This window comes from Hyalangium sp., from assembly GCF_045802625.1.
In the GTDB taxonomy this organism is placed as follows: Bacteria; Myxococcota; Myxococcia; order Myxococcales; family Myxococcaceae; genus Hyalangium.
In genome coordinates, this window is sequence record NZ_JBJMQP010000156.1 from 56,676 (window position 1) to 79,288 (window position 22,613).

The 22,613-nt window shown below is 68.5% G+C and carries 22 protein-coding genes and 1 tRNA gene; 9 read left to right on the top strand and 14 right to left on the bottom strand.

Annotation, left to right across the window (positions count from 1 at the left end):
- Positions 1 to 25: 25 nt before the first annotated feature.
- Positions 26 to 1,225: an amidohydrolase family protein gene (locus ACJ8AT_RS28320; protein WP_407741008.1), complete on the top strand. Its 1,200-nt coding sequence runs from the start codon at positions 26 to 28 to the stop codon at positions 1,223 to 1,225.
- A 107-nt stretch (positions 1,226 to 1,332) separates the two neighbouring features.
- Here the strand turns inward: ACJ8AT_RS28320 and ACJ8AT_RS28325 are convergent, their stop codons facing one another.
- The 3 genes from ACJ8AT_RS28325 to ACJ8AT_RS28335 all read right to left on the bottom strand — a co-directional run bounded on the left by ACJ8AT_RS28325 (position 1,333) and on the right by ACJ8AT_RS28335 (position 2,743).
- On the bottom strand, positions 1,333 to 1,494 hold the full coding sequence (locus ACJ8AT_RS28325) for a hypothetical protein (RefSeq protein ID WP_407741009.1): 162 nt from the start codon (positions 1,492 to 1,494) through the stop codon (positions 1,333 to 1,335).
- Positions 1,495 to 1,505: 11 nt separating this feature from the next.
- Positions 1,506 to 2,156, bottom strand: a complete 651-nt coding sequence (locus ACJ8AT_RS28330) for a hypothetical protein (RefSeq protein WP_407741010.1) — start codon at positions 2,154 to 2,156, stop codon at positions 1,506 to 1,508.
- A gap of 92 nt (positions 2,157 to 2,248) precedes the next feature.
- Positions 2,249 to 2,743, bottom strand: coding sequence for a hypothetical protein (locus ACJ8AT_RS28335; protein WP_407741011.1), 495 nt, complete (start codon positions 2,741 to 2,743; stop codon positions 2,249 to 2,251).
- A gap of 118 nt (positions 2,744 to 2,861) precedes the next feature.
- On the opposite strand from ACJ8AT_RS28335, the gene ACJ8AT_RS28340 reads away from it, so the two are divergent.
- Together ACJ8AT_RS28340 and ACJ8AT_RS28345 are read left to right on the top strand one after the other, a co-directional pair.
- Entirely contained in the window at positions 2,862 to 3,134 is a 273-nt protein-coding gene (locus ACJ8AT_RS28340) for a hypothetical protein (RefSeq protein ID WP_407741012.1), read from the top strand.
- Positions 3,118 to 3,215, top strand: a tRNA-OTHER gene (locus ACJ8AT_RS28345). Before ACJ8AT_RS28340 ends, ACJ8AT_RS28345 begins: the two co-directional genes overlap by 17 nt.
- A 137-nt stretch (positions 3,216 to 3,352) precedes the next feature.
- On the opposite strand, the gene ACJ8AT_RS28350 is transcribed toward ACJ8AT_RS28345, so the two are convergent.
- From ACJ8AT_RS28350 to ACJ8AT_RS28360, 3 genes are all read right to left on the bottom strand, one after another.
- Positions 3,353 to 5,254, bottom strand: coding sequence for a glycoside hydrolase family 15 protein (locus tag ACJ8AT_RS28350; RefSeq protein WP_407741013.1), 1,902 nt, complete (start codon positions 5,252 to 5,254; stop codon positions 3,353 to 3,355).
- Between the two features lie 167 nt (positions 5,255 to 5,421).
- Entirely contained in the window at positions 5,422 to 6,255 is an 834-nt protein-coding gene (locus ACJ8AT_RS28355) for a BsuPI-related putative proteinase inhibitor (RefSeq protein ID WP_407741014.1), read from the bottom strand.
- Between the two features lie 210 nt (positions 6,256 to 6,465).
- Positions 6,466 to 7,383: a phosphotransferase gene (locus ACJ8AT_RS28360; protein WP_407741015.1), complete on the bottom strand. Its 918-nt coding sequence runs from the start codon at positions 7,381 to 7,383 to the stop codon at positions 6,466 to 6,468.
- 49 nt (positions 7,384 to 7,432) lie between these two features.
- On the opposite strand from ACJ8AT_RS28360, the gene ACJ8AT_RS28365 reads away from it, so the two are divergent.
- Together ACJ8AT_RS28365 and ACJ8AT_RS28370 are read left to right on the top strand one after the other, a co-directional pair.
- Positions 7,433 to 8,062, top strand: a complete 630-nt coding sequence (locus ACJ8AT_RS28365) for a hypothetical protein (RefSeq protein WP_407741016.1) — start codon at positions 7,433 to 7,435, stop codon at positions 8,060 to 8,062.
- A gap of 4 nt (positions 8,063 to 8,066) precedes the next feature.
- On the top strand, positions 8,067 to 9,701 hold the full coding sequence (locus ACJ8AT_RS28370; RefSeq protein ID WP_407741017.1) for a TIM44-like domain-containing protein: 1,635 nt from the start codon (positions 8,067 to 8,069) through the stop codon (positions 9,699 to 9,701).
- 52 nt (positions 9,702 to 9,753) lie between these two features.
- On the opposite strand, the gene argB is transcribed toward ACJ8AT_RS28370, so the two are convergent.
- Together argB and argC are read right to left on the bottom strand one after the other, a co-directional pair.
- Positions 9,754 to 10,602, bottom strand: a complete 849-nt coding sequence (argB, locus tag ACJ8AT_RS28375; RefSeq protein ID WP_407741018.1) for an acetylglutamate kinase — start codon at positions 10,600 to 10,602, stop codon at positions 9,754 to 9,756.
- Entirely contained in the window at positions 10,599 to 11,663 is a 1,065-nt protein-coding gene (gene argC, locus ACJ8AT_RS28380) for an N-acetyl-gamma-glutamyl-phosphate reductase (RefSeq protein WP_407741019.1), read from the bottom strand. Before argC ends, argB begins: the two co-directional genes overlap by 4 nt.
- Before the next feature lie 210 nt (positions 11,664 to 11,873).
- On the opposite strand from argC, the gene ACJ8AT_RS28385 reads away from it, so the two are divergent.
- Complete coding sequence (locus tag ACJ8AT_RS28385) at positions 11,874 to 12,383, top strand: GNAT family N-acetyltransferase (RefSeq protein ID WP_407741020.1); 510 nt, start codon at positions 11,874 to 11,876, stop codon at positions 12,381 to 12,383.
- A 106-nt stretch (positions 12,384 to 12,489) separates the two neighbouring features.
- Complete coding sequence (locus ACJ8AT_RS28390; protein WP_407741021.1) at positions 12,490 to 12,687, top strand: hypothetical protein; 198 nt, start codon at positions 12,490 to 12,492, stop codon at positions 12,685 to 12,687.
- Positions 12,688 to 12,709: 22 nt separating this feature from the next.
- On the opposite strand, the gene ACJ8AT_RS28395 is transcribed toward ACJ8AT_RS28390, so the two are convergent.
- Positions 12,710 to 13,525 carry a hypothetical protein gene (locus tag ACJ8AT_RS28395; RefSeq protein WP_407741022.1) on the bottom strand — a complete coding sequence of 272 codons (816 nt, stop codon included), beginning with the start codon at positions 13,523 to 13,525 and terminating at the stop codon, positions 12,710 to 12,712.
- Between the two features lie 122 nt (positions 13,526 to 13,647).
- Between ACJ8AT_RS28395 and nth the strand changes: the two genes are divergently transcribed.
- Both nth and ACJ8AT_RS28405 read left to right on the top strand, forming a co-directional pair.
- The gene (gene nth, locus ACJ8AT_RS28400) at positions 13,648 to 14,328 is read left to right on the top strand and encodes an endonuclease III domain-containing protein (protein ID WP_407741023.1); all 681 of its coding nucleotides are present in this window, start codon (positions 13,648 to 13,650) and stop codon (positions 14,326 to 14,328) included.
- A 98-nt stretch (positions 14,329 to 14,426) separates the two neighbouring features.
- A complete protein-coding gene (locus ACJ8AT_RS28405; RefSeq protein ID WP_407741024.1) occupies positions 14,427 to 14,999 on the top strand; it encodes an ester cyclase in 573 nt (190 codons plus the stop codon).
- Positions 15,000 to 15,032: 33 nt separating this feature from the next.
- On the opposite strand, the gene ACJ8AT_RS28410 is transcribed toward ACJ8AT_RS28405, so the two are convergent.
- From ACJ8AT_RS28410 to ACJ8AT_RS28430, 5 genes are all read right to left on the bottom strand, one after another.
- Complete coding sequence (locus ACJ8AT_RS28410) at positions 15,033 to 15,656, bottom strand: hypothetical protein (protein ID WP_407741025.1); 624 nt, start codon at positions 15,654 to 15,656, stop codon at positions 15,033 to 15,035.
- A gap of 67 nt (positions 15,657 to 15,723) precedes the next feature.
- Positions 15,724 to 15,987, bottom strand: a complete 264-nt coding sequence (locus ACJ8AT_RS28415; protein WP_407741026.1) for a hypothetical protein — start codon at positions 15,985 to 15,987, stop codon at positions 15,724 to 15,726.
- A gap of 74 nt (positions 15,988 to 16,061) precedes the next feature.
- Positions 16,062 to 17,585 carry a reverse transcriptase domain-containing protein gene (locus ACJ8AT_RS28420; protein WP_407741027.1) on the bottom strand — a complete coding sequence of 508 codons (1,524 nt, stop codon included), beginning with the start codon at positions 17,583 to 17,585 and terminating at the stop codon, positions 16,062 to 16,064.
- A gap of 280 nt (positions 17,586 to 17,865) precedes the next feature.
- Positions 17,866 to 19,512 (bottom strand): SWIM zinc finger family protein, encoded by a 1,647-nt coding sequence (locus ACJ8AT_RS28425; RefSeq protein ID WP_407741028.1) that lies wholly within the window; start codon positions 19,510 to 19,512, stop codon positions 17,866 to 17,868.
- A complete protein-coding gene (locus ACJ8AT_RS28430; RefSeq protein ID WP_407741029.1) occupies positions 19,502 to 22,612 on the bottom strand; it encodes a WGR domain-containing protein in 3,111 nt (1,036 codons plus the stop codon). Before ACJ8AT_RS28430 ends, ACJ8AT_RS28425 begins: the two co-directional genes overlap by 11 nt.
- Position 22,613: the final 1 nt, after the last annotated feature.

A 22,613-nucleotide genomic window follows, 5' to 3' on the forward strand; every position in this document is an offset into this window, starting at 1 on the left:
GTCAGTGATGACGGGGAGATGGAAGATGGCCAGAGCAGGCTACAAAGTGTTCGACAGCGACATGCACTGTGTGGAGCCACCGGATCTATGGGAGCGCTACATCGATCCCCGGTACCGGGAGCGAGCGCCACGCAGCTCCGAGTTCGCCTTCCGCAATGCGGTCGTCTACATGGAGCTCGAGCAGCGGCTCATGCCCTGGTTCGATCCCGTGGGGCCGGACGGCCGCCCGCTGCCCTCGGTGCTGCCCTCGGCGCAGGTGCGCACGGCTGTACGGCAGGCCATGGAACAGCGGCCCGAGTCCCGCTCGCTGGAGCGATTCCAGCAGTCTCGCTTCGCTGACTTCTCCCGGCGCGGCTGGTCGGTGGACACGCAGCTCGAGGCGATGGAGACCGAGGGTGTCGACGTCACGGTGGTCTTCCCGACCTCGGGGTTGCTCGCGCTCGCCGTGGATGATCTGGAGCCGGGCTTCGCCAACGCGGTGGCGCGGGCCTACAACAACTGGCTCTACGACTACATGAAGGGCGCTCCCGGGCGGATGTTCGGCGCGGCCATGGTGTCTCCCCACTCGGTGGAGGACGCCGTGCGGGAGACCCACCGGGCCGTGAAGGAGCTCGGCTTCAAAGCCATCTTCCTCCGCCCGAACCCCGTGCACGGCCGGCAGTGGTACGACCCTGCCTATGACGCGCTCTGGAAGGCGTGCACGGAGCTGAACATCCCCGTGGTGTTCCATGAGGGCGTGGGCTCGCACCTGCCACAGGCGGGGAGCCGGTTCGGCAACAACATCTTCCTGCGCCACGTGGCCTGCCACTCCATGGAGATGATGTACGCGGCCATGGCCTTCTGCGGCGGAGGCGTGCTCGCAAAGCACCCGGCGCTCCGGGTGGGCTTCTTCGAGGGCAACTGCAGCTGGGTCCCGTGGCTGCTGCACCGGATGGACGAGCACTGGGAGATCGAGCTCGGAGTCTCTCACCAGCAACTGCCCGAACCGCCGAGCCACTACTTCCGGCGGCAGTGCGTCGTCTCGGTGGAGGCGGACGAGGACTTCGTCGCGCACGTCATCGAGCACATGGGCGCGGACAACATCGTCTTCTCCACGGACTGGCCGCACCCGGACTCGCGCTACCCACAGGCCGTGGAGCGCCTGCTGGAGATCCCGCTCTCGGAGAGCGCGAGGCGAAGGCTGCTCTGGGAGAACTGCGCCCGCTTCTACGGCTGGAGCGAATGAAGACTTCCCTACGCGCATATCGCCGACGGGAAGCCTCCCAGAAGCTTCCCCCGTCGGCGATGTGTATCAACGCGCACCCACCGCTATCAAGAATCGAGAGCGGTGGCTCAGGGGCCTGTCCGAGCAGGCGCAGGCTGCGGCTCCTGCTGGATCGTCCAGTTCTGGCTGTTCTTCTGCGCGACCTTGTCAGGGTCCAACACCACGTAGCGCTCGCACGCGAGGGATTGAGTGGCCAGCAGCAGGAGCAATGCCTTGATGAGAGTCTTCATGTCACGTTCCTTCAGGAGCAGGGCTGTCCCTGGGTGGAGTTTCCGGCGGTCCGCGTCTTGAGCTGTGGGTAGCGCTCGAGGAGCTCCTGAACGGCGTGGGCCATGTTGATGACGACCCCGGACGTGGCTTTATCCGCCGCGATCTGGAAGTTGTCCTCCGTGCCCACTATGGAGGTCTCCTCCCACTTCACGTAGAAGTCGCGCTCGGCCTTCAGCCCCGAGGCCGAGGTGGCCAGGAGCCTCACGTAGGCGTCCGCCTCGGGAGTAAAGGTGGCGAAACCGACTGCGGGCTCAACGAAGAACTGCAGGAGTTGTCCCTCGAGCTGCACCCCGTCGGTAGAGGCGGAGGCGGCGAGAGAGGACGTGTGCCGGACCTCGAAGCCGGCCTTGTCCAGCTCGACTGCGAGCAGCCCGGCCAGGTATTGGGCGGGCTCGGCCCCACAGAATATATCGGCCGTGTCCATGTTGTAGCTGTTCTTCTTCATCCCACAGCGCTTCTTCTGCGGACGGTTGTCTTCAAGGGGCGTCACCAGGGTGACGAGCGGCCGGGTGCTGGTGCACTGCCGGGCCACCGCGGGCACCTCCGGGGCCCGCAGGGTCAGGTCCGTCAGGGCACACCCCCCGCCGGACAGCGCGACAAGGAAGAACAAGCACTGCTTCACGATAGAGCTTCTCAAAGAAGATACCTCTGGGTTGTGGCGGGTCCACATCCGGCACCCGCCCGTTGGGACTCATTGCTACTCAGCTGCGTCCTCTAACGCGCCAGAACGGCGCTGCTCCCGCTTCCATGGGTGGAGAGGGAGAAATCGAAGGCAGAGGCCTGCGGGACCTTCGGCACGCTGCCGGAGCTCGGCGGGCTGCTCGCGGCGTCGGTGGAGCTGATCCAGGTCGACAGGCCCCAGATGAGCATCGAAGCCCCGATGGCCGCGGGCAGGAAGACCCCGGTGCAGTACGCGCCGCCGTTCTCACTGCACTTGGGCGCCCCCGCGGCGATGTTGAGGCCCCCATAGGCGCTCAGGAGCCCTCCCACCACGGCGACGCCATTACCCGGGTGGTCAATGTCGGTGATCTCTGATCTCGGGATGCGGAGCTCCGAGCCGTTGTCTATCTGGACCACGACGGCCCCCGGAGCGCTGCGCAGGATCTTCGCGTCCAAAGACTCTCCATTGGCACGGGAGATCGTCGCGGTGGTCGAGCAGCCGTAGATCAGGATTGGAGAGAGCAAGGTCACGATGAGCTTCGTCTGCATAGATGGAATCCCCCCTGTGGACGAATGTTGAGCATAGGACATTCCCGATCGAGAGGGAATCCTATCTGGGCCGCTTGGAGCACCCTCGCTCCACCCCGTCTATCTTCCTGTGGGCTCCGTGGTGAGCTCCTGGCGGGTGGTGGCCAGGGCTGGCTGCGGCGTCCATGGGGTCGTCTACCGCGCCGTGCGCGTCGGGCAGCAACAGGCCCAGCCCGTGGCCCTCAAGCTCGCCATGGGCCCCGGAGATCCGCGAATGGCGCGCGAGGTGGATTTGCTCTCGCGTACACGCCACCCGAGCATCCCGCGTCTGGTGGACCACGGTCAGTGGAAGTTCGCAACCGGCGCGCACCATCCGTACATTGGCTCGCAGCCACGGCGGTGTTGGCACTGAAGTGGCTACGGAAGTCTTACCGGTAAGACTTTTGTAGGGTTTGCTCCCGCCTGGTTGCGGGTTCGATTGCCGCCGCCGTCTCCGCCACGCCATCCGCCTCAATACGCGAGAGCGGAGGCGCGATGTGACCACCCGCTACCCGAAGAGAACATCTCGCTCCAGCACCGTGACCGCAAGGCAACGACCCTCTCCCTGTTGGCCGCACCCGCTCGAGGCCCTCACTGCAGCGCCTCCGCCGAGAAGCGGGACATGAACAGGGAGCGCTGGCCCAGGTGGTACGTGAGCGCGAAGTCCGCGAAGTCGTATGCGCCGGGCCTCGGCAGCTGAAACCTCCGCCCCGCGGAGAGCTGCGCGCACGAGGCCACCAGGGCCATATGGGTGAAGGCCTGCGGGAAGTTGCCTAGCGCCTCGCCCGTCCCCGGCACCGCCTCCTCCGCGTAGAGGCCCACGTCATTGGACAGTCGCATGAGGTGCCGCAGTAGCGTCTCCGCCTCGTGCGTCCTCCCCGAGTGCACCAGCACGTCATGCAGCCAGAAGGAGCACAGCAGGAAGGCCCCCTCGCCGCCGCGCAAGCCGTCCGGCGCGTGGTAGCGGTAGAGCAGCCCGTCCTTCTCCAGCCGCTGGCGCACCACCTCCACCGTGCGGCTCATCAGCGGGTGGGCCACGGGGATGAAGCCCAGCGCGGGCAGCTGCAACACCGAGGCGTCCTCCCGGTCCGAGCCCACTGCCTGGGCGAACCACCCGTTGCGCCGGCCCTCCGCCAGCAGATACTCCCGGAGCTGCTCGCGCTCGCGCACCCAACGCCCAACGGGTGCGGGAAAGCGCCTCGCCCGAGCGATGCGCACCGCCCTGTCCAACGCCACCCAGCACAGCAGCTTCGAGTGGATGAAGTGCCGAGGCTCGTCGCGGATCTCCCACAGCCCCTGGTCCGGCTGGCGCCAGCGCTCGCACACGCCATCCACCAACTGGCGCAGGAAGTTCCAGGTCCCCAGCCTCATCTGCCCGCCCATCTTCGCGAACAGCCACGCCGCCTCCAGCATCTCCCCGAAGACATCGAGCTGAAGCTGCTTCACCGCGCCATTGCCCACGCGCACCGGCCGCGAGCCCCGATGGCCCTCCAGGTGGGCCAGCTCCAGCTCCGGCAGCAGCCGGTGCCCTCGGATGTCGTACATGATCTGGATGTCCTCGACACGGCCCGCGCTGGTGCGCCCCAGCCAGCGCCGGAAGGCAATCGCCTCCTCCTGGTAGCCCAGCAGCATGAGCGAGATGAGCGTGAGCGCCGTGTCCCTCAGCCACGTGTAACGGTAGTCCCAGTTGCGCACGCCCCCCGGCTCCTCGGGCAGGGACGTGGTGGGCGCCGCCACGATGGCTCCCGAGGGCAAGTACGTCAGCGCCTTCAGCACCAGCGCCGAGCGGCGTACCTGCCGGGTGTACTCGCCCTCGTAGGCGCAGCGGGAGATCCAATCTCGCCAGAAGGCCACCGTGTCCTCCAGCCGCTGGCGCAGCGTGGCGAGATCCGGCATCTCCTCCGCGGCGCGCTCGATGAGCGAGGGCGTCCAGGCCGCCTCCACCCAGGCCTCCTCTCCGGCTCGCAGCCGCCAGTGCGCGCGCAGGGCGCTCTCGTACGCCACCAGCGGGCGCGTGGCCGTCACCCAGAGCGCGTCCGCGCCGCCCACCAGCTCCGCCGTCCGCGCCGAGGTGAGGCGAACGCTCGGAGCGAAGGCCCCGTACTCGAAGCGCGGCGCCACCACCACGCGCGTCATCACCTCGCCGCCGACACAGCGCACCCGCCGCAGCAGCGAGTGCGGGGTGCCCACGCGGGGCCCTCGCCCCCGGCCGAAGCGGATGGGCATGCAGTCGGTCAGCTCCAGCACCCCGGTCGGCGTGGTGAAGGTCGTCACCAGCACATTGGTGTCATCGAGGTACTGGCGAGTGGAGCGGAACGTGCTCTCGGGGCTCACCTGGAAGGAGCCGCCGCGGCGCACATCGAGGAGGCGGCAGAACACCGCGGGCGAGTCGAACCGGGGAAAGCACGCCCAGTCGATGGAGCCGTCACGTCCCACGAGCGCCGCGGAGTGGCAATCGCCCAGCAAGGCGTAATCGTCAATCCGCTGCCGCATCTCGCCTCCGGGAGCCACGCCAGCACCTTGGGCCTCCCCTCGTCATTGGGGACGAGGGGCAGCCGTTGCAACCCAAGGCTGGGCCTGGAGATCGAGGGCGCGCTCTCACCCCCGTCGGGAGGACAGGCGCCCAGCGAAGCCACCGCCGGGCCCCCTCCCCTCTCGGTCTACAGCAGCGGACGGATCTGGATCTGGGCGGCGCCGTCCTTGGTGCCCTGCTGTCCGTAGTAGATGCCCAGGAAGGTGCCGCGCACCGTGTACGTCCCGCTCGGGGCGGCCAGCCCGTTGTTCTGCGTCAGCCCCCACGTCGTCTGGTACTGCCGGGACTCTCCCGGAGCCAGGACGATCTCCTGCGGCGTGGGATCAAACGTCTTGCCGTTCGACCAGCTCCAGACCGTGGTGCCCGAGGAGCTCGTGGCGCTGAAGTCATAGAGCTGGGCGGAGTTGAAGTCGACCGTCAGCGCGTAGGGCGCGGTGTTGGTCACCGTCAGGGTCAGCGTCGCGGTATCGAGGCGCCCGTAGGAGCTCTTGTCCGTCGTGAAGGTGACCTGGAGGGCATCCGGCGTCGTCAGGGTCACGGCCTGCTCGCCGGACTTGGAGCCCGTCTTCCCCACGTAGTTGCCCAGGAACGTCCCGCTCACGGTGTAGCTGCCGTCGAGCACGCCCTGCCCGCCGTCGGTGACGAAGGCCCAGGTCTCCTGGAGGGTCCAGGTCTCGCCCGCGGCCAGCACCCGCTGAGAGCCCGAGGGATCAAAGCTCTTGCCGGTGGACCAGGTCCAGACCGTGGCGCCGCTGGCGTCGCGCGCCGCGAAGTCATACTGCTGCCCATTGGAGAAATTGATCACCAGCGGCAGGGCCGAGGTGTTCTTCACCTGGATGGTGAGCACGGCCTGTTCGCTGCGCGTGTAACCCGCTTTATCCGCGGTGAATTGGAATGACAGCGGGTCGGCGGCCTGCGCCTGGGAGACAGGCGCGAGGGCCGCGCACAGGGCCAGGGTCAAGGCGAGAGTCCAGGGTGCGGGAGACGATTTGATCCACATGCGGGGGGGTGGCTCCTTGCGGTGGCGTTCATTCGCCACTGCCCTGGCTTGTCGAGAGCCTTTTCGGATGGATCGCCGCTGGTTATCGCGTGGCCACACGGCACCTGGATGTTTTAAACAGCCAACACATCGCAACCGCACTCACAGAGGGAGCGACCGCATGATGGAAGGTCATCCGGCGGCGCCGTAGCGGAGCGCATCGAGGCCGACCCTCGTGATGGCCTCGTCTGCCTCGCTCCGCCCGTACTCCAGCAGCACCACCCCATAGTGGAACGCTCGGAAGCGCGCTCGGTCCCATGTGGCCTCGTCGATCTCTCCGTAGGCCGCTCGAAAGTCCCCGCGCGCCTCCGGAGGCAGGAAGGTGAACGCGAGCGTTAGATCGATCGCTGGATCCCCCAGGTGCACGTCTCCCCAGTCGAGCACCCCGGACACGGTGTGGTGCTCATCCACGAGCAGGTGCCTCGCGTACAGGTCTCCATGCACCCAGCAGGGTCGCCGGGTCCACGGCGGTGTCTCCACCAGCCGTGACACCCAGTCACGCACCGCCGCGCCATCAACCTCCGGGACGTCCAACTCCACCTGCGCGAGCCGTTCCAGAATCATCGGCGCGCGCTTGCGCAGGTCGGCGCGGCCGAACTCGTCCCGCGGCCCCAAGGCCAACGCCTCGTCATCCACGGGGATGCCGTGCAGGGCCGCCAGGAAGCTCCCGAGCGGCGCGGCGTTCCGCTGGCGCTCCTCGGGCGTCCAGTTGACCGCGCATGCGGTGCGCCCCGGCAGCAGCGCGTACCCAGCAAACGGATACGGGAAGCGCTCCTCGGGGTGGCCGAGCCATACCGGCCGCGGGATGCTCAGCGGCAGGTGGGGAGCCAGCCGTGGGAGGAAGCGGCCTTCATTCTCCAACAGCCTCACGGCGATCTTGCGGCGTGGGAAGCGGAACACCCACTGTCCGTTCACCCGATACGCCGCGTTGTCCCAGCCCGAGCCCAGTGGCTCCAGCCTCACCGGGGCGAGCTCCGGGAACTGGCGCTCGATCAGCTGGCCAGCGTCCTCTTGGGTCAACGTGAAATCCGCCTGCCAGGTTGGGGACATAGAGCCTCCTGCCTCATACTCTCAGGCCTGGAACCCCAGGAGAGCACCCATGTGGGCGAAAGCCTTCTTTGAAGAAGCCACCCGCGAGAAGACCGCCGCCGAGGTGAAGGCCATCGAGGCCCGGACCTCCGCCGAGGTGGTCGTCGCCGTGCGCCGGGCCTCGGGCCAGTACCGGCACACGGACTACCTCGTGGGCTTCGTGCTGTCGATCGCCACGCTGGTGGCGATGCTCTACCTGCCCATCGACTTCGAGCTCGAGTACTTCCCCGTGGACGTCGCGCTGTCCTTCGCCGCGGGAGCCGGCCTGTGCGCCATCCTTCCCGGGCTGCGCCGAAGGCTCACCTCACGGAAGCTCCTGGAGGAGAACGTGCGGACGGCGGCGCGAGCGGCCTTCGTGGAGTTCGGCGTGTCACGCACCTCGGGGCGCACCGGCATCCTCGTGTTCGTGTCGATCTTCGAGCGGCGCGCGGAGGTGGTGGCGGATATCGGGGTGGATCCCGCTGCCCTGGGCAAGGAGTGGGAGGAGTTCCAGGCGAAGCTGTCCGCCGCGGTCGCCTCCGCCGAGGACGCGGAGCCCTTCTTCCAGGCGCTGCGCCTGATGGCACCCCCCTTGGAGCAGGCGCTCCCGCGCTCCGCCGATGACGTCAACGAGCTCCCCGACGCTCCGCATGCCGCGTGAACCCATGAGACGCTCCCTTTCCTATTCTCTGGCTTTCTTCGCGCCGCTGCTGCTGGCGCTGGTGCTCGTGGCCGCGCAAGGCGAGGCGCGCCCGGGTGGAGGCAACACCTACCGGGGCTCCTCCAGCAGCAGCTCCTCCGGAAGCAGGGGCTTCTCCAGCAGCTCCTCGAGCAGCCACAGCTACTCCAGCTCCTCCTCGGGGAGCCACTCCAGCTCCTCGGGGAGCTACTCCGGTTCCAGCTCTTCCGGCTCCGGGAGTTCCGTGGGCGGCGCCTTCGGCGGCCTCTGCTTCCTGCTAATGATGGTGATGATCATCATGGCAGTGGTCGCCAGCGCACAGCGATCACAGAAGCAGGGTAAAGACTGGAGCACGGCCGCTCCGCCTCCGCGCCCGGTGGACGTCGTGGGGTTCGCGCCCGGGGCGCGCCCGGTCTCGGCGCGGAAGCTGCTGGAGCGCCTGCGCACCGCGGGCCCACCGGGGCCAGATGGCAGGCCGGTGCCGTTTGATCCGGACTTCTCGCTGGTCCCCTTCGAGGACTTCCTCTATGCGCTGTACGCCAAGGCCCACGAGGCGCGCGGTGGCGGCCGGGTGGACACGCTGGCCGCGTACCTCTCGCAGGGGGCGCGTCAGACGTTGAGCGGCATCAGCCAGCCCGTGCACGTGAAGGCCGTGGTGGTGGGCTCGATGCAGTACCTGGATGCCACGAACCTGCGGCCGGACAGCCAGACCGTGAGCGTGCGCATCCGCTTCGAGGCCAACTACACCGAGGTCTCCACGAACGGCTTCGAGCAGAGCTTCTACGTGGCCGAGGAATGGACGCTCTCGCGCAGCACGGCGGCGAAGTCCCGCCCGCCGGATGCGGCACGGGTGTTCAAGTGCCCCAACTGCGGCGCGCCGCTGGAGGGAATGCGGGGCAACACCTGCTCGTACTGCGAGAAGAAGGTGGACACCGGCGAGTTCGACTGGGTGGTGGCCACCGTGGAGTTGCAGGAGCGTGAGGCCCGAGGCCCGCAGCTGGGCGGTGACACCCCGGAGGAGGGCACGGACCTGCCCACCGTGAAGCAGCCTCGGGTCAACGAGCACCTGGGGGCGCTGCTGGAGCAGGATCCGGAGCTGTCCTGGAACGCGCTCGCCGGGCGCCTCGTGCTCATCTTCCAGGAGCTGCAGGTCGCCTGGTCCAATCGCCAGTGGGAGCACGCGCGCCCGTACGTGAGCGACAGCCTCTTCCAGATGCAGCTCTACTGGATGGAGGCCTACAAGCAGGCCGGGCTGCGCAACGTGACGGAGAAAGCGCGCATCACCCGGGTGGAGCTCGCCCGAGTGGTGGGCGACAAGTACTACCACGCCATCACCGTGCGGCTGTTCGCCACGGGCTTGGACTACACGGTGCGGGACTCGGACGGTCATGTGGTGGGTGGCAGCAAGTCGCGCGAGCGCCAGTACTCCGAATACTGGACGCTCATCCGCGGCACGAGCGCGAAGGGCCGGCCCCGCACGGACAAGCACTGCCCCTCGTGTGGCGCGCCGCTGGCCATCAACCTGGCGGGCAACTGCACGCACTGCTCGGCCCGGGTGAGCTCGGGCGACTTCGACTGGGTGCTCAGCCGCATCGAACAGGACGAGTCCTACCAGGGCTGAGGCTCCAGATCAGAGCCTCATTTGAAGCCGCGCTCCGGCTCGGGAACCGCCGTCAGCCGCGCAGGAACGCGGTGCCGAAGCTCCCCGCCTTCTCGGCCTCGCCCAGCAGCGCCGTCGCGGGCGAGATGCCGACGATGTGGATCGCCTCGATGCCCTCCTCGAGCATGGCGAGGCTCTCCTCCACCTTGGGGATCATCCCGCCCTGGATGACGCCGGAGGCGATCTTCGCCTTGGCCTCGGCGGGCGTCAGCGTGGGCAGGCGCGTGGACGGATCATCCTTGTTGGCCAGCACGCCCGGCACGTTGGACACCAGGAACAGCTTGGCCGCCTTGAGCTTCGCCGCCACGCGCGTGGCCACCGTGTCCGCGTTGATGTTGAACACGTTGCCCTGAGCGTCCCCGGACAACGAGCCCAGCACCGGCACCAGCCCCGCGTCCGACAGCTTCTCGAAGAGCGCGGTGTTCACCTCGGTGACGTCGCCCACGAGGCCCAGATCAATCGGATCCGGTCCCGCGCCCGTAATCACCTTGGCCGGCCGCTTGCGCGCATCAATGAGGCCCGCGGACACGCCCGTGGTGCACACCGCCGGCACTCCGGCAATCCGGAACGCGGCGGCGACGTCCACGGACACCTGGCCCGCGAGCGTCATCTTCATCACCTCGAGGGTGGCCTCGTCGGTGACGCGGCGCCCGCCCACCATCTTTGGCGTCAGGCCCAGCTTCTGGGTGAGCTCGGTCGCCTGCGGCCCGCCGCCATGAATGACGGCGACTCGGACTCCGGCGTCCAGGAAGGCGCGCACGGCGGCGCCCACGCTGGCGGCCAGCTTGGGCTTGTCGGAGGCCAGCTCGCCGCCGATCTTCACCACGAACCAGCGGCCCTTGAAGGCCCCGAGCCCGCTCACGGCCACAGCCCCGGCTCGGCGAGGGTGGCCCGCTCATCGAAGCCCATCATCACGTTGAAGCTCTGGATGGCCTGGCCGGCGCCGCCCTTGACCAGGTTGTCCAGCGTGGAGAAGCACACCACGCGGCGCGTCTCCCCAGTGACGGGGCCGAGCGTGAAGCCGACCTCCACGTAGTTGCTGCCGGAGACGCCCACCACCTCGGGCTGCCGCCCGCCGCCGATGATGCGGATGAACGGCTCCTTGCCGTAGGTCTCCTTCCACAGCGCATCCAGCTCCTCCTGCGTGGTGGAGGCGGGCACGTCCGCGAACGAGGTGGCGAAGATGCCGCGCGGCAGGGGCGCGGACACCGGGACGAACTCCAGCGACAGGTCCTCCGAGCCGCCGGCGTTGCGCAGCGTCTGGAGGATCTCCGGGATGTGCTGGTGCTCGAGCGGCTTGTAGGTGCGCAGGTTGCTGGCGCGCAGCGGGTGGTGGGTGGTGATCTGCGGGTTGGCGCCGCTGCCCGACGAGCCCGTGGCCGCCACGGTGTGGACGGGGCCGCGCAGCTTGCCGCCCCTGGCCAGCGGCAGCAGGCCCAGGGCGATGGTGGTGGCGAAGCAGCCGGGGCTCGCGATGTAGCGCGCCTTGCGGATGGCCTCGCGGTTGAGCTCGGGCATGCCGTAGACGAAGGTGCCGTCCGTGAGGTGCTGGGGCGCGGGGTGGGCGACACCGTAGTACTTCGCATAGGCGGCCGGATCTCTCAGGCGGAAGTCGCCGGACAGGTCCACGATGCGCACGCCCGAGGAGAGGATCTCCATCACCACCTGGGCGGTCGTCTTGTGGGGCATGGCCAGGAAGACCACGTCCGCGCCTTTGACGGCCTCGGCGGGAGCCAACTGCTGGAACGTGAGCTCGGTGAGGCCGGCGAGGTTGAGGTGGACGTCGCCCACCTTCTTGCCGATGTTATCCACCGCGGTGATGCGGGTGACCTCCACGTTCGGGTGGAAGAGAAGCCGGCGGAGGATCTCCGCGCCGCCGTAGCCCGTACCACCGATGAGAACTGCCTTGACCTTGTTGGCCATGTGCCAGGACTCCTGAGGGGTTCCGCGGGTGTATAGGGGCTTGCCGGACGCGAATCCACCCCGCACGAGGTCTGCTCGTCCTTCTCTCCAGGCGGGTAGGCATACCGTTGACTACTCGAAACGCACTGCGCCATCGCCCGCGGCCCGGAGGACTCGCGACGTCACACGAGTCACTGGCCAACTCGGGTGGGCTGTGGAACGGTGAGCGGCATGAGCACCGAGTGGGTGGTTCGTCCCATCGAGCCGAGAGACGACGCGGCGGTGGCCGCCATCATCCGCGGCGTGATGCCGGAGTTCGGAGCCAGTGGCCCGGGCTTCGCCATCCACGACGCGGAGGTGGGCACGATGAGCGCGTCGTACTCGCGACCCCGGCATGGGTACTTCGTGGTGGAGCATGAGGGCCGGGTGAAGGGCGGAGCCGGCATCGCGCCGCTGGCGGGGGGAGACCCGTCCGTGTGCGAGCTGCGGAAGATGTACTTCCTGAAGGAAGCGCGAGGGCGCGGCCTGGGAGAGAAGCTGTTGCGGCGGTGCCTGGCCTTCGCGAAGGAGGCGGGCTACCAGCTCTGCTACCTGGAGACGCTCACGGGCATGGACCAGGCGCAGAAGCTGTACGAGCGGCTGGGCTTCGGGCGGATCCCCCAGGCCATGGGGAGCACGGGGCACTTCGGCTGCAACCGCTTCTACACGCTGGACCTGAGCAAGGCCCCTTCGAGCCTCTGAGCGGCTTCGCAGCGGGCCAGCCCAGGGCTTCCCTCCTCCCCTGCTGGCCGGGCCTCCCTCCCTGCACCTGTCCCCCATCCCCATCTTGTACGGGAGGAGGTGGCGCATGGCACAGCAGGATCAGGATCAGGGCCAGAAGAAGCTGCACGCGGACGAGGGCAAGGAACAGCGGCAGCCGAAGGTGGACTCGGGAGATGTCTCGGGCCAGGGGCGCGAGCGCCGGGACGACACGGAGGTGTTCCCGCAGAAGCGAGGCACGGGTGACTTCGGAACCCACGGCGGTCCCAACAAGCGCTCGACTTAGCAGGACTCATACCCAGGAGAGCTCAGCGAACCTGGAACTCGGACATGCCTAGCGGCTGGCCGTCGAGGGTCCAATCGACCTTGTAGTGGCCGGGTGGCCATCCCTTGGTGGGGCGGGTCAGCTGGCCACTCACCGTGAAGCGGTGGTCCTTGGCGACATTCCGGTTCTGCTCGGTCACGTCCATCACGGTCTGGTCGATGAGCGTGTTGGGCGGGGCGGCCTTGCCCACGTCCACCGCGATCCACTTCGTCGTCACCTTGCTGCCAGCCTTGGGCGGGGTGGAGAACCGGGCGATCGCCAGGAGCGCCGGCGTGTCCGTCTTGAACGCGGTCTTCACGTCCGCGCAGTCCTTGGCCGGGTTCTGCTCGCAGAGCCCGAGTTGGACCAGCGGGACCGTGGCCTTGGGCCCCTGCACCTGGTAGCGGCCGGTGCCCACGAGCGTTCCATCCTGGGTGATCTCGACGCGGTACCACCCCGCTGGCCAGGCCGGGTTCGGCTTGTTGAAGTGCAGCTTCAAGGTGAAGTGCTTCGCGAGCCCGCCGAGCGTGTTGAGCACATCCGCCTTGAACTCCTTGTCGAGAATCCGGCTGCCCGACGGGAGCGCGGCGCCCACGTCCTCGGCGATCAACGTGCCCACCAGGGTGCTCCCACGCTTGGGCGGCGTGTTCGTCACCCACGTCGCGTAGATGTCATCGGTGCCGAGCGGGATGGCGGTCTCGTTCTTCTTGCACTCCCCGTTCACGGCCTGGGTACAGACGAGCACCTCGGACTTCACAGGGGCGGCGCCCTGGGTCGTCGGTCCAAACAGCAGCAAAGCGTGCAGCAGCATGATTCCCATCGTGGTCCCTCTCCCTGCGCAGCATCCCCGTGTCTCGGGCCGCGGGATTATGCCCCAGGCATGCTCTCCCCATCGTCAGGACTTGCCCCTACTTGATAGGTAGCCTACTTTCCACCCAACCCATGGGGAGCATCGAAACGGAGAAAGAGCCCTTCGACATCGAGGTGGTGCTGGCCCGCATCCGGGAGACGGTCCGGAGCTTCGCGGACGCGGCGATGTTCGCGCTGGCGGCCCAGGGGCACACCACGCTGTTCGAGCAGCTCGTGGCCTGCATCCTGTCCATCCGGACTCGGGACGAGGTGAGCCTGCCCACGTCCCTGGCGCTCCTCCAACGGGCGCGCACTCCGGAGGCGATGAGCCGGCTGACGACGCGGGAGCTCGAGTCCCTCATCCGTCCGGTGACGTTCCCCGAACCGAAGGCGAAGCAGATCCACGCCATCGCGGTGCGCACGGTGCAGGAGTTCCACGGCCAGCTCCCGTGCGACGCGCAGGTCCTCCAGTCGTTCAAGGGCGTGGGCCCGAAGTGCGCCCACCTGGCGCTGGGCATCGCCTGCGGGCACGAGGCCATCAGCGTGGACATCCACGTGCACCGGGTGACGAACCGCTGGGGCTACGTCCAGGCGCGCACGCCGGAGCAGACCCTGGCGGCGCTGGAGGCGCGGCTCCCTCGGCTGTACTGGATCGAGCTCAACCGGCTGCTGGTGCCCTTCGGTAAGCACGTCTGCACGGGGACTCGGCCCAAGTGCTCCACCTGCCCCGTGCTGTCCATGTGCCGTCAGGTCGGCGTCACGCATCCGCGCTGACGTTCGCTGACAGCTGGAGGGTCTGTCGCCATGCGGTGGACAATGGCGTGAGGACACGGCTGACGCGAGCCTGGGCCGGTAGCACACTCGAGGCTCCCATGAACCGACTCACGTTTCTGCTGACACTCACGCTGTTGACGGGCTGCGCCACCACCACCTCAGGAACTCGGAACCTCGTCGCCGAAGAGGAGAACAAGCGGCTGGCCCGAGCCTTCACCGAGGAGATCTACAACCAGCGCCAGCTCGACCGCATCCCCGTGTATGTGGCGCAGGACTTCGTGGATGAGTCGCCCGGCGCGCCACCGGAGGCCAAGGGCCCGGACTTCGTACGCAAGCAGGCGGAGGCGAGCCTCGCCGCGCTGCCGGACCTGCGCTTCGACATCGAGCACCTGCTGGCAGACGGAGAGCTGGTGCTCATCCACTGGAAGGCAACGGGGACGGACGCCAAGACGCTGGACGATGCGGGCAAGCCCAAGCAGCTGACGCTCCAGGGGCAGTCCCTCTTCCGGATGCGGCAGGGAAAGATCGTCGAGTCGTGGGACATCACGGATCGACTGGGCTTCCTGCTACAGCGTGGCTTCAAGCTCCTGCCGCCTGTGCCAGCACATGCTGCTCCGCCTGCGCCTGCCGCACCGCCTGCAGCTCCACCAGCTCAACCCCCAGCGTCCTGACCTGATGTCCTGGCGTTGGAGAAGTAACCTGCCTCACTCCACGGTGGAGGGCGCTCGGAACACCTCGCCGTCGTGCCCCTCCAGCACCAGGCTGGCGCTGTCGGACGGAGACACCCGCAGCGTCGCCCGAGGCTGCCCCAGCCGGTCCACGAGCAGCAACCCGGGCGAGCCGTGCTCGTCCGCATTGAGGATGGCGCGGGGCCTGCCGTCCGCATCCGCCAATTCCAGCCGGGACGAGCCATCGGCGAACAGGCCCACGGCGAAGAACTCCGCCCCACCGTTCTTCGCGAACGCCAGGCGCGGCGCCTCGTTCGAGTACACGGTGAGCTCGGCGAGCGTGTTCCCCTCGGCGGTGGAGAACCGCAGCCTCGGCGAACCATCCTGGGAAACGCCGAGCAGGGCTCGCGGCTTGCCCGCGGCGTCACTGAGCACCAGGCCCGCGCTCCCGTCCGCCTCGGCCGAGAGCGTGGCCCGCGGGTGGCCCCGGGCATCCGCCAGCGTCAGCCGAGAGACCACCAGCGACTCAGCGCGCCCCTCGCCCTTGAGGACGGCCGCGCCCAGGCCCAAGCCCGCCAGGACCATGGCAGCCAGGGCGATGCCCTGCATGCGCCGGTATCCACGCTCCAACCGCTCCAGCCGCGAGTCGAGGTTCTCCATGTGCGCCAGCCTCCCGAGCCGAGGCTAACCAACCTTCCGTCGAGATGCGCGCCCATCTGTCGACTGCTCAGCGCCGATCCCGCTTCAGGTCCGAGAGGATCTTCTTCAAGTACCAGGCCTCGCTCCGGCCGGGGAACCGCCCCTTGAGCGCCATCAGGTGCCGCGCGAGCAACTCCTCGGCCTGGAGCCTGGGCAGAGGCGTGCTGCGGAACCAGGCCCGCCGCAGCCGCTGGGGTTCCGTCCCTCGGAACGCGAGCCCCAGGACGACGGCGAGCACCACCAGGCCCACGACGATCAGCACCGTCGTGACGTCCACCTCCTGACCGTCCACACCCGAACTCCTGTCGAAAGAACGAGCCTGTCCCTACTTAGCAGGTAACATTGGCCCCAGACAGGGCTGGGCGCTCAGAACACCTTCCACCACTTCTTCTTCGGTGGCTCGTTCGGGCTCGAAGGCTCCTCGGGCTTCGGAGCTTCCCCCGTGGGAGCCCCCGCCGGCTTGGGCCTCGGCGGCATCACCGTCTTGCGCCCGTACTTCTGCTCTAGCGCCCGGGCCTTCTGCTGGAACACCTGGCCCTTGGCCGGATCCACCATGGCCACGTAGTTGGCGAAACCCACCGCGGAGGCGATGACGTCCGTGGAGCCGTTCCACTTCTTGCCCTCGGGCCCGCTCTTCTCGAGCTGGTGCAACAATGCCCGGAAGCGCCGCAGCGTCTCCCGGTCCACGCCGGGCTTGTCATTGACGACGACGCCGGTGACTTCCTGCTGCCCGCCCCGGCGTAGCACTCGCGTCTTCTCCGGGTGCGGGACAAAGCCCTCCTTGCGGACGACGAAGCGCACCAGCCGCAGCAGCTTGCCCATGTCCCCCGTCCCGCCCTTGGGCACCGAGAACGTCAGGTCATCCGCGTAGCGCGTGTACGTGAAGCCCAGCAGCCGCGCCGCGCCCTTCAGCCGCCGGTCGAGCCGACGGCACAGCAGGTTCGTCAACGCCGGAGAGGTGGGCGCGCCCTGCGGCAGCCGCCGGCCTCCCTGCGCCACGAAGTAGCGCTGCCCATCCAGCTCCACCTCTTCCATGTCCGGCTCGGTGCACAGCAGCGCCAGCGCCGTGGCCGTGGCCTCGCTGTAGCCCAGCTTCACGAAGAAGCCCTTCACCCGCGGGTACACCACCGTGGGGAAGAAGTCCTTCAAGTCCAGGTTCACCACCACCGCCGCGCCCACGTGGGGCCGCGCGTTGCTGACGATGGAGTGCCCAGCCCGGAAGCCATGCGCGGCCTCGTGCAGGGGCAGCTTCTCGAGCACGTTCTTCAGCACCCAGTGCTGCGCCGCCTTCAGCCGAGGCAGGGGCGCGGAGATGAGCCGCAGGCCCCCCGTCTTCTTCGGCAGCGCGAAGCGCACATAGTTGGTCCGCGTGGACACCACCCGCGCGTAGCACAGCCCTCGCAGCTGCCCCACCGAGAGCCCCAGCGCCTGTGCCAGCACCTCCGGCGTGTCCAGCTTCGGCAGCCCCTGGCGCTCCAGCTTCGCCCCATCCGGCGTGCGCTGGTTCAGCCCGCCCGACACCCCGCGCCCGAGGAAGAGAATCTCCTTCGCCTTGCGCGCCTTCCACGCCTCGGCCCGCGCCACCCGCTCGCGCTCGCGGCGATCCTTCGTCTCCTGCTGCTTGCGCTTGCTCTCGGCGAGCCGCTTCTTGCGCAGCTCCTTCTTCAGCCGCTCCAGGTTGCCCAGCCGAGCCTGCTCGGAGGTGAGCGCGCGGAGCTGCTTCTCCAGCTCCGCCTTGCGGTGCACCTCGTCGCGCGGATCTCCCGGGACGCCGCTGCGCGCGGGCCAGAAGCCCAGCCGCACCATGTCCTCGAGGACGAACTCCTCCTTGGAGCCCTGCTGGATGCGCTCGTACAGCTCCTGCCGGTTACGCGGGGGTTGTTGGGCCATGTCGCTCTCATGAAGAGCTGGGAGGGTCCGTCCACGCGGCGGTCCGAGAGCTCCTTCGTACTGCTCTCAGGACTGGCTCGTCTCGACTCAAGCCGTACCCCCTACCCCGGGCGCTATGGATTTACGGAATCCACACCGCCATACGCCTGGGGTAGGGAGGTACGGCACAGTCAAGAGCGGGCCAGTGAATCATCACAGGCCATCAGGCAAGGACGGCGAAACGCCGCCCGGGTTGCAAGGTATTGCCCTCTGACCGCCGCGTGCGCGAACCCTCCCTTCTTCACGTCCGATTCGACTTCGAGTGCTGGAGCCGCAGCGCGAGCAGATGCTCGCATGGCCCCTTGAACAACTTGTTTTGCTGGAAGAAGTTGCAGGTGCACTCGGCGGAGACCATACGCTGATCCCCATCGAGCCGCAAAGACGCGCGGTGCACCTTGCTCGCCTCGCGCACCGTGCCCTTCAGCTCCAACGAGCCATCCACATTCGAGGGCCGCGCCTCCACCAATACCCCCTTCGCCTCGAGGAAGCGCGTGGCCTTCTCCTCGCGCTCGTTGGAGAACCGCAGCTTCTCCATGGGCAGCGGCTCGCGGCTCAGCTCGCGGGCGCGGTACACGTTCTTGTTCAAGTCCCAGATGGCCCGGCCCGCCTGCGTGTACGCGCCCAGCGCGCCCAGCACCGTGGCCTTGTCCAGCCCCAGCCGCGCGGCCAGCGCCTCGGGCGGCTCGCGCCACGTCTCCTTCAGCGCGTCGAAGACGCGGCGCCGGGTGAACTCATCCACCTCCGTGCGAGGCGCCATCAAGTCGAAGTTGCCCGCCGTGGACCAGTCATTCGCCGTCCACCCGGACAGCCCCAGCGTGAAGGACAAATCTCCCAGGTCCGCCACGTAGAAGGACGGCATGCCGCTGCCGAGCAGGTGCACCGTGAAGCGCCGCGCCACGGGAATCAGCCGCTCGAGGATGAGCAGCCGGCGCCGGCCCCACACGCGGATGTCGTGGGTGCCCGGGCCCTCGTAGATGGAGCGCGGGCACGACACCTCCAGGTTCCACGGCTCGAAAACCACCTTCACCGGCTGCCCGGGGGTGAGCTTGTAGCGCATGGAGCGCGGCCCCTTCTTCTCCTTGTTCCGCTTGAGCACGAAGAGGAAGTTGTGCACGTCCATGGGGTGCAGGCTCACGCGCGTGGCCGGCAGGCTCATCGCCGAGTTCACCTGCAGGAACCCGCGCACCCACGAGTCCGGCAAATCAATCTTCACTTCCTTGTACGCCGAGTCCTCGCCCGTCTGCGTGGTGAAGCCCGTGGGGTCCACCTCGAAGCGCGTCTTCTTGTACGAGCGGATCTTCTGGAACTCGTCATACAGCGGCGACGAGTAGTCAATGTTGGTGGTGCCGCAGGAGAACTCGCCGATGTTCTGGAACACCTCGTAGCTGGCGCCCAGCCGGCCGTAGCTGGACTCGTCCTGGCTGAAGCACTCGAAGAAGGCCTCGTCCGGGTGGACGGTGATGACCGGATCCAGCACGAACCAGAAGTCCTTGTTCTTCTCGTAGAGGTAGTTGAAGTAGCGCTGGCGCGCCTGCAGGAAGGGGCGCATCCGCGTGGCGCTCTGCCGCTCCAGCTCCGTCAGCTCGTCGCGCAGGCCCTTCAGCCGGCCGGCCACCGCCTGGCGCTGGGCCATGATGGTGTCCAAGTCGCGGTCCTCCTGCTTCGCCGCCCAGGCCTTGTAGGCCGTCTTGTCCTTGGGCTTGAAGCGCAGGTCCGACACCACCACGTGGTGCAGCGCGGAGATGGCCTCGCGGAAGGCCACGTTCTGCCGCAGCTCTCCGGAGAAGAACGTGGGCGGGCGCTTGGTGTCCGGCGAGAAGGACAGCTCGGTGCGGTCGCCCCGGTGCTCGACGGCGGTGTTGCCCCGATAGGCGTACTCAAACTCCACGACGGACCTCCACCGGCTTCAAGCGCACGGGCAGTGGGAGGGCGGGCTGCGCCTTACCAATGGCGAGCATGGCCTCCAGCGCCGCGGCGCGATTCTCAATAGCAATCGTGGCTGACAAGCGGTGCAGCACGTCCATCGCCTGGCGGCCAGCCACCTCGTTGCGCTGGCCCTCCTTGCGGAGGAACTCCAGCACGCGGCCTCGTGCGGCGCGCCCCTTGTTCACCTGGCTCAGCACCCGGACGAAATAGGGCACCAGCTTCTCCACCAGGGCCGCGTTGCCGCTGGCGAAGCGCTCCAGGTAGTGCGTGGCGAAGAGCTGCACCGGAGGCGCGGGGTGCTCGGACAGGCGCAGCAGCAGCTCCGGCCCGTCCGCCTCGCGGAAGGCGCGCGCCAGCAGCTCGCGCCCGAACGTCTGCACGTCCGTCCGAACGCTGTCCGCCACGGAGACGAGCACCTCCAGCGAGAAGTCCTCAGGAGCGAAGCGCTCGCGGAAGTAGCGGAAGGCGAAGGCCCGCGCATCCTCCCAGCGCGTGTCGAGCAGCCGCACCGCCGTGGCCAGCTCCGCGCGCACCTCGGGCACGTGCCCCTCGAGCCAGCGCCAGGCCCACTCGCGGACCTTGAGCACGTCATTGCCCGCCAGCTTCACCGCGCGAGCCGCATCCACCGCCAGCGAGTCTCCCCGCTTCTCGAGCAGCTCCCCGCCCAGGCCCTGCGCCGTGGCGTCCTCCGAGTCCAGCATCCGCCACACCGTCTCGGCGGGGAGGGTCCAGAACGCGGTGGCCAGCTCGCCGGTGAGCAAGGCCTTCACATGCTCGGGCCCGCCCTCGGGCAGCCGCCGGCGCAGCAGCGCGCTCACGAGCAGCTCCGCCACCCGGGCCCCCGCAGCCACATCCAGGGTGACGAGCCGTCCAATCAAGGGACGGATGCCCTGGCGCACCTCCGGGTGCGGGCTGGAGGCCAGCCGGCCGATGACGGCTTCGTTCGCGCGGAAAGCCTCATCCGGCATCTTCCCGAGCAGCCGCAGGCCCAGGGTCCGCAGAGAGGCGCTCGCGGACTGCAGCAGGTGGCCCAGCACCTCGGGAGGCACCGGCTCGGTGCGCAGATCCCGGCGCAGCAACAGCTCGCCGCCCAGCTCCTGCACCTCGACGAGCGGATGGACCAGCAGCTCGATGAGAATCTCCGTACCCGGCGGCCGGCCCAGGGGCCCCAGCGCGGCGAGCACGAGCAGCTTCACGTCCGCCGCGAGCGGCCCATCGTTGGGTCCCAGCTTGCGCGCGGCCAGGAGCAGCTGGCGGATGAAGGCCTCGGCCACATCGTCCGGCAGCACGGAGCCGCGCAACAGCTGAGCCACATACTGGCGGGTCTCGGTCTGAGGAGAGATGGCCAGCGCGGCGAGGAAGGACAGATCCTTCAGCAGCACGTCCCGCAGCGCATCGAGCCACCGGAAGGCCTGCTGGCGCGCGGGAGCATACGGAGAGCCCGCAGCGGCCAGCACCAGCGTCCGAGGCTCTCCGCGAGCATTCACGCGCTCGATGGCCAAATCCAAGCCGAGCTGGGCCGTGGGCGCGTAGGGCTTCTCCAGCAGCGTCGCCACCGCGTCCGCATCGAGCTGGGCCAGGAACGTGGGCAGGGAGCGCAGCGCACGAGCCCCGAACACATGCACCGGCGCGCATCGGCTCTCATCGAGCAGGTGCATCAACCCCTGGGGCGTGCGATCCCACAGTTGAGGGAAGCTCTCCTCGCGCTGACGCACCTCCGCGTCCGAGCGCGGCTTGAACTTCGCGTAGAAGGCGAGCTTGTGGTCCACCGCCTCGAAGCGCCGGCCGCCGCCATGGAGCAGGTGATTGAAGGCCCAGTAGGGAGCAAAAGGCCCCCAGTAGTGCTCCTCGCGGTTGCGGCCATGGCCGGAGCTCGTGGTGAGCTCGGGCACCGCGTCCGCGTCGCTGAAGGCCAGCAGCACGCCCACGGCCATCTTCACGAAGTCAGGATCCTCGATCTGCCCAAGCCGCCGCAGCGTGCGCCAGATGCGCCGCCGCAGGAACAGCCGCGTGGACTTGGCGAAGCCGTCGCGAGAGCTCCGGTTCGTCGAGCGCTCCTTCTCGTAACGCCAGGCGATGAGGCCGAACACCTCACCATCCCGGCGGTACTCGGCCATCTTGAAGACGTGGCGCAGCGCCTTCACCACGCTGCGCTGGAAGGGAGCGGTCCGCAGCACCCGCAGCAGCGCGGGCCGCACCACCGGCGAGTCCACCAGGTACACCGTCTCCAGCACCGAGTACGATTCCTTCCCACCGGCGCTCAGGTGCTTGTCGAGCGCCTGGCCGAAGCCCTCGCCATTGCCCGCCTGGGCCGCGTCGCGCAGCGCCGGGGGCAGCTTGCCCATGAGATCCTGGCGAAACTCGTTGCGGGTGGCCTCGTCGGAGAGCTGGAGCAGCGCTTCCGTGGCAATCCGGCGCACCATGTCCGGCGTCTCCGGGTCGCCATAGAGCCGCCCGAGCGCGGACACGGACTGGGCCGAGCCCAGCCGCCCGAGCGCCGCCGCGATACAGTAGGCGCGCAGCGGAGTGGCCCGCTCCAGCATGGGCAGCAGGATGGGCTCGGCGGCGCGCACTCGCAGCTCGCCCACGCGCCAGATGACGCGCTCCAGGGGCCGGGGCTGCGCACGCACCTCGGTGCTGCGGAACCAGCGGCGGGTGCTGACCTCCTGCGTGAGCTGTTGAAGCAGGGTCCGCTCGCGAGCCGAAGCCCCCGGAGGCGGCCCGGCCGGAGCAACGGGAGCAGCTGCAGCAGGTCCCCCCGCCGTCCCCGGAGCAGGCGCCGTGGGCCGAGGCGGCGGCGGAGGCAGCCCGGTGGAGGGATGCCCCGCGCGCACATAGCCGGTTTCCAGCTTGGACTGGACGAGCTTGTCGAAGGCCTTGCGCGCCTCGGCCATGGACACGGGGGTGGGCGTCTTGGTGCCGTCCTTGAGGGCGGCGCCGCGCCGGCCGTAGCGGAAGTTGACGACGTGCTGGCCCGCCCCCACCTCGAGCAGGTCCACCTCGTACACCTTGTCGCTCCTCCCTTCCTGGAAGAGCAGCGTCACCTGCTCGAGCAGCTTCACG

What these genes read in the sequence shown, in the direction of transcription:
- ACJ8AT_RS28320 (WP_407741008.1), top strand. Translation starts at nt 26, where the DNA reads ATGGCCAGAGCAGGCTACAAAGTGTTCGACAGCGACATGCACTGTGTG.
- ACJ8AT_RS28325 (WP_407741009.1), bottom strand. Translation starts at nt 1,494, where the DNA reads ATGAAGACTCTCATCAAGGCATTGCTCCTGCTGCTGGCCACTCAATCC.
- ACJ8AT_RS28335 (WP_407741011.1), bottom strand. Translation starts at nt 2,743, where the DNA reads ATGCAGACGAAGCTCATCGTGACCTTGCTCTCTCCAATCCTGATCTAC.
- ACJ8AT_RS28350 (WP_407741013.1), bottom strand. Translation starts at nt 5,254, where the DNA reads ATGCGGCAGCGGATTGACGATTACGCCTTGCTGGGCGATTGCCACTCC.
- ACJ8AT_RS28360 (WP_407741015.1), bottom strand. Translation starts at nt 7,383, where the DNA reads ATGTCCCCAACCTGGCAGGCGGATTTCACGTTGACCCAAGAGGACGCT.
- ACJ8AT_RS28365 (WP_407741016.1), top strand. Translation starts at nt 7,433, where the DNA reads ATGTGGGCGAAAGCCTTCTTTGAAGAAGCCACCCGCGAGAAGACCGCC.
- ACJ8AT_RS28370 (WP_407741017.1), top strand. Translation starts at nt 8,067, where the DNA reads ATGAGACGCTCCCTTTCCTATTCTCTGGCTTTCTTCGCGCCGCTGCTG.
- argC (WP_407741019.1), bottom strand. Translation starts at nt 11,663, where the DNA reads ATGGCCAACAAGGTCAAGGCAGTTCTCATCGGTGGTACGGGCTACGGC.
- ACJ8AT_RS28385 (WP_407741020.1), top strand. Translation starts at nt 11,874, where the DNA reads ATGAGCACCGAGTGGGTGGTTCGTCCCATCGAGCCGAGAGACGACGCG.
- ACJ8AT_RS28390 (WP_407741021.1), top strand. Translation starts at nt 12,490, where the DNA reads ATGGCACAGCAGGATCAGGATCAGGGCCAGAAGAAGCTGCACGCGGAC.
- ACJ8AT_RS28395 (WP_407741022.1), bottom strand. Translation starts at nt 13,525, where the DNA reads ATGGGAATCATGCTGCTGCACGCTTTGCTGCTGTTTGGACCGACGACC.
- nth (WP_407741023.1), top strand. Translation starts at nt 13,648, where the DNA reads ATGGGGAGCATCGAAACGGAGAAAGAGCCCTTCGACATCGAGGTGGTG.
- ACJ8AT_RS28405 (WP_407741024.1), top strand. Translation starts at nt 14,427, where the DNA reads ATGAACCGACTCACGTTTCTGCTGACACTCACGCTGTTGACGGGCTGC.
- ACJ8AT_RS28410 (WP_407741025.1), bottom strand. Translation starts at nt 15,656, where the DNA reads ATGGAGAACCTCGACTCGCGGCTGGAGCGGTTGGAGCGTGGATACCGG.
- ACJ8AT_RS28420 (WP_407741027.1), bottom strand. Translation starts at nt 17,585, where the DNA reads ATGGCCCAACAACCCCCGCGTAACCGGCAGGAGCTGTACGAGCGCATC.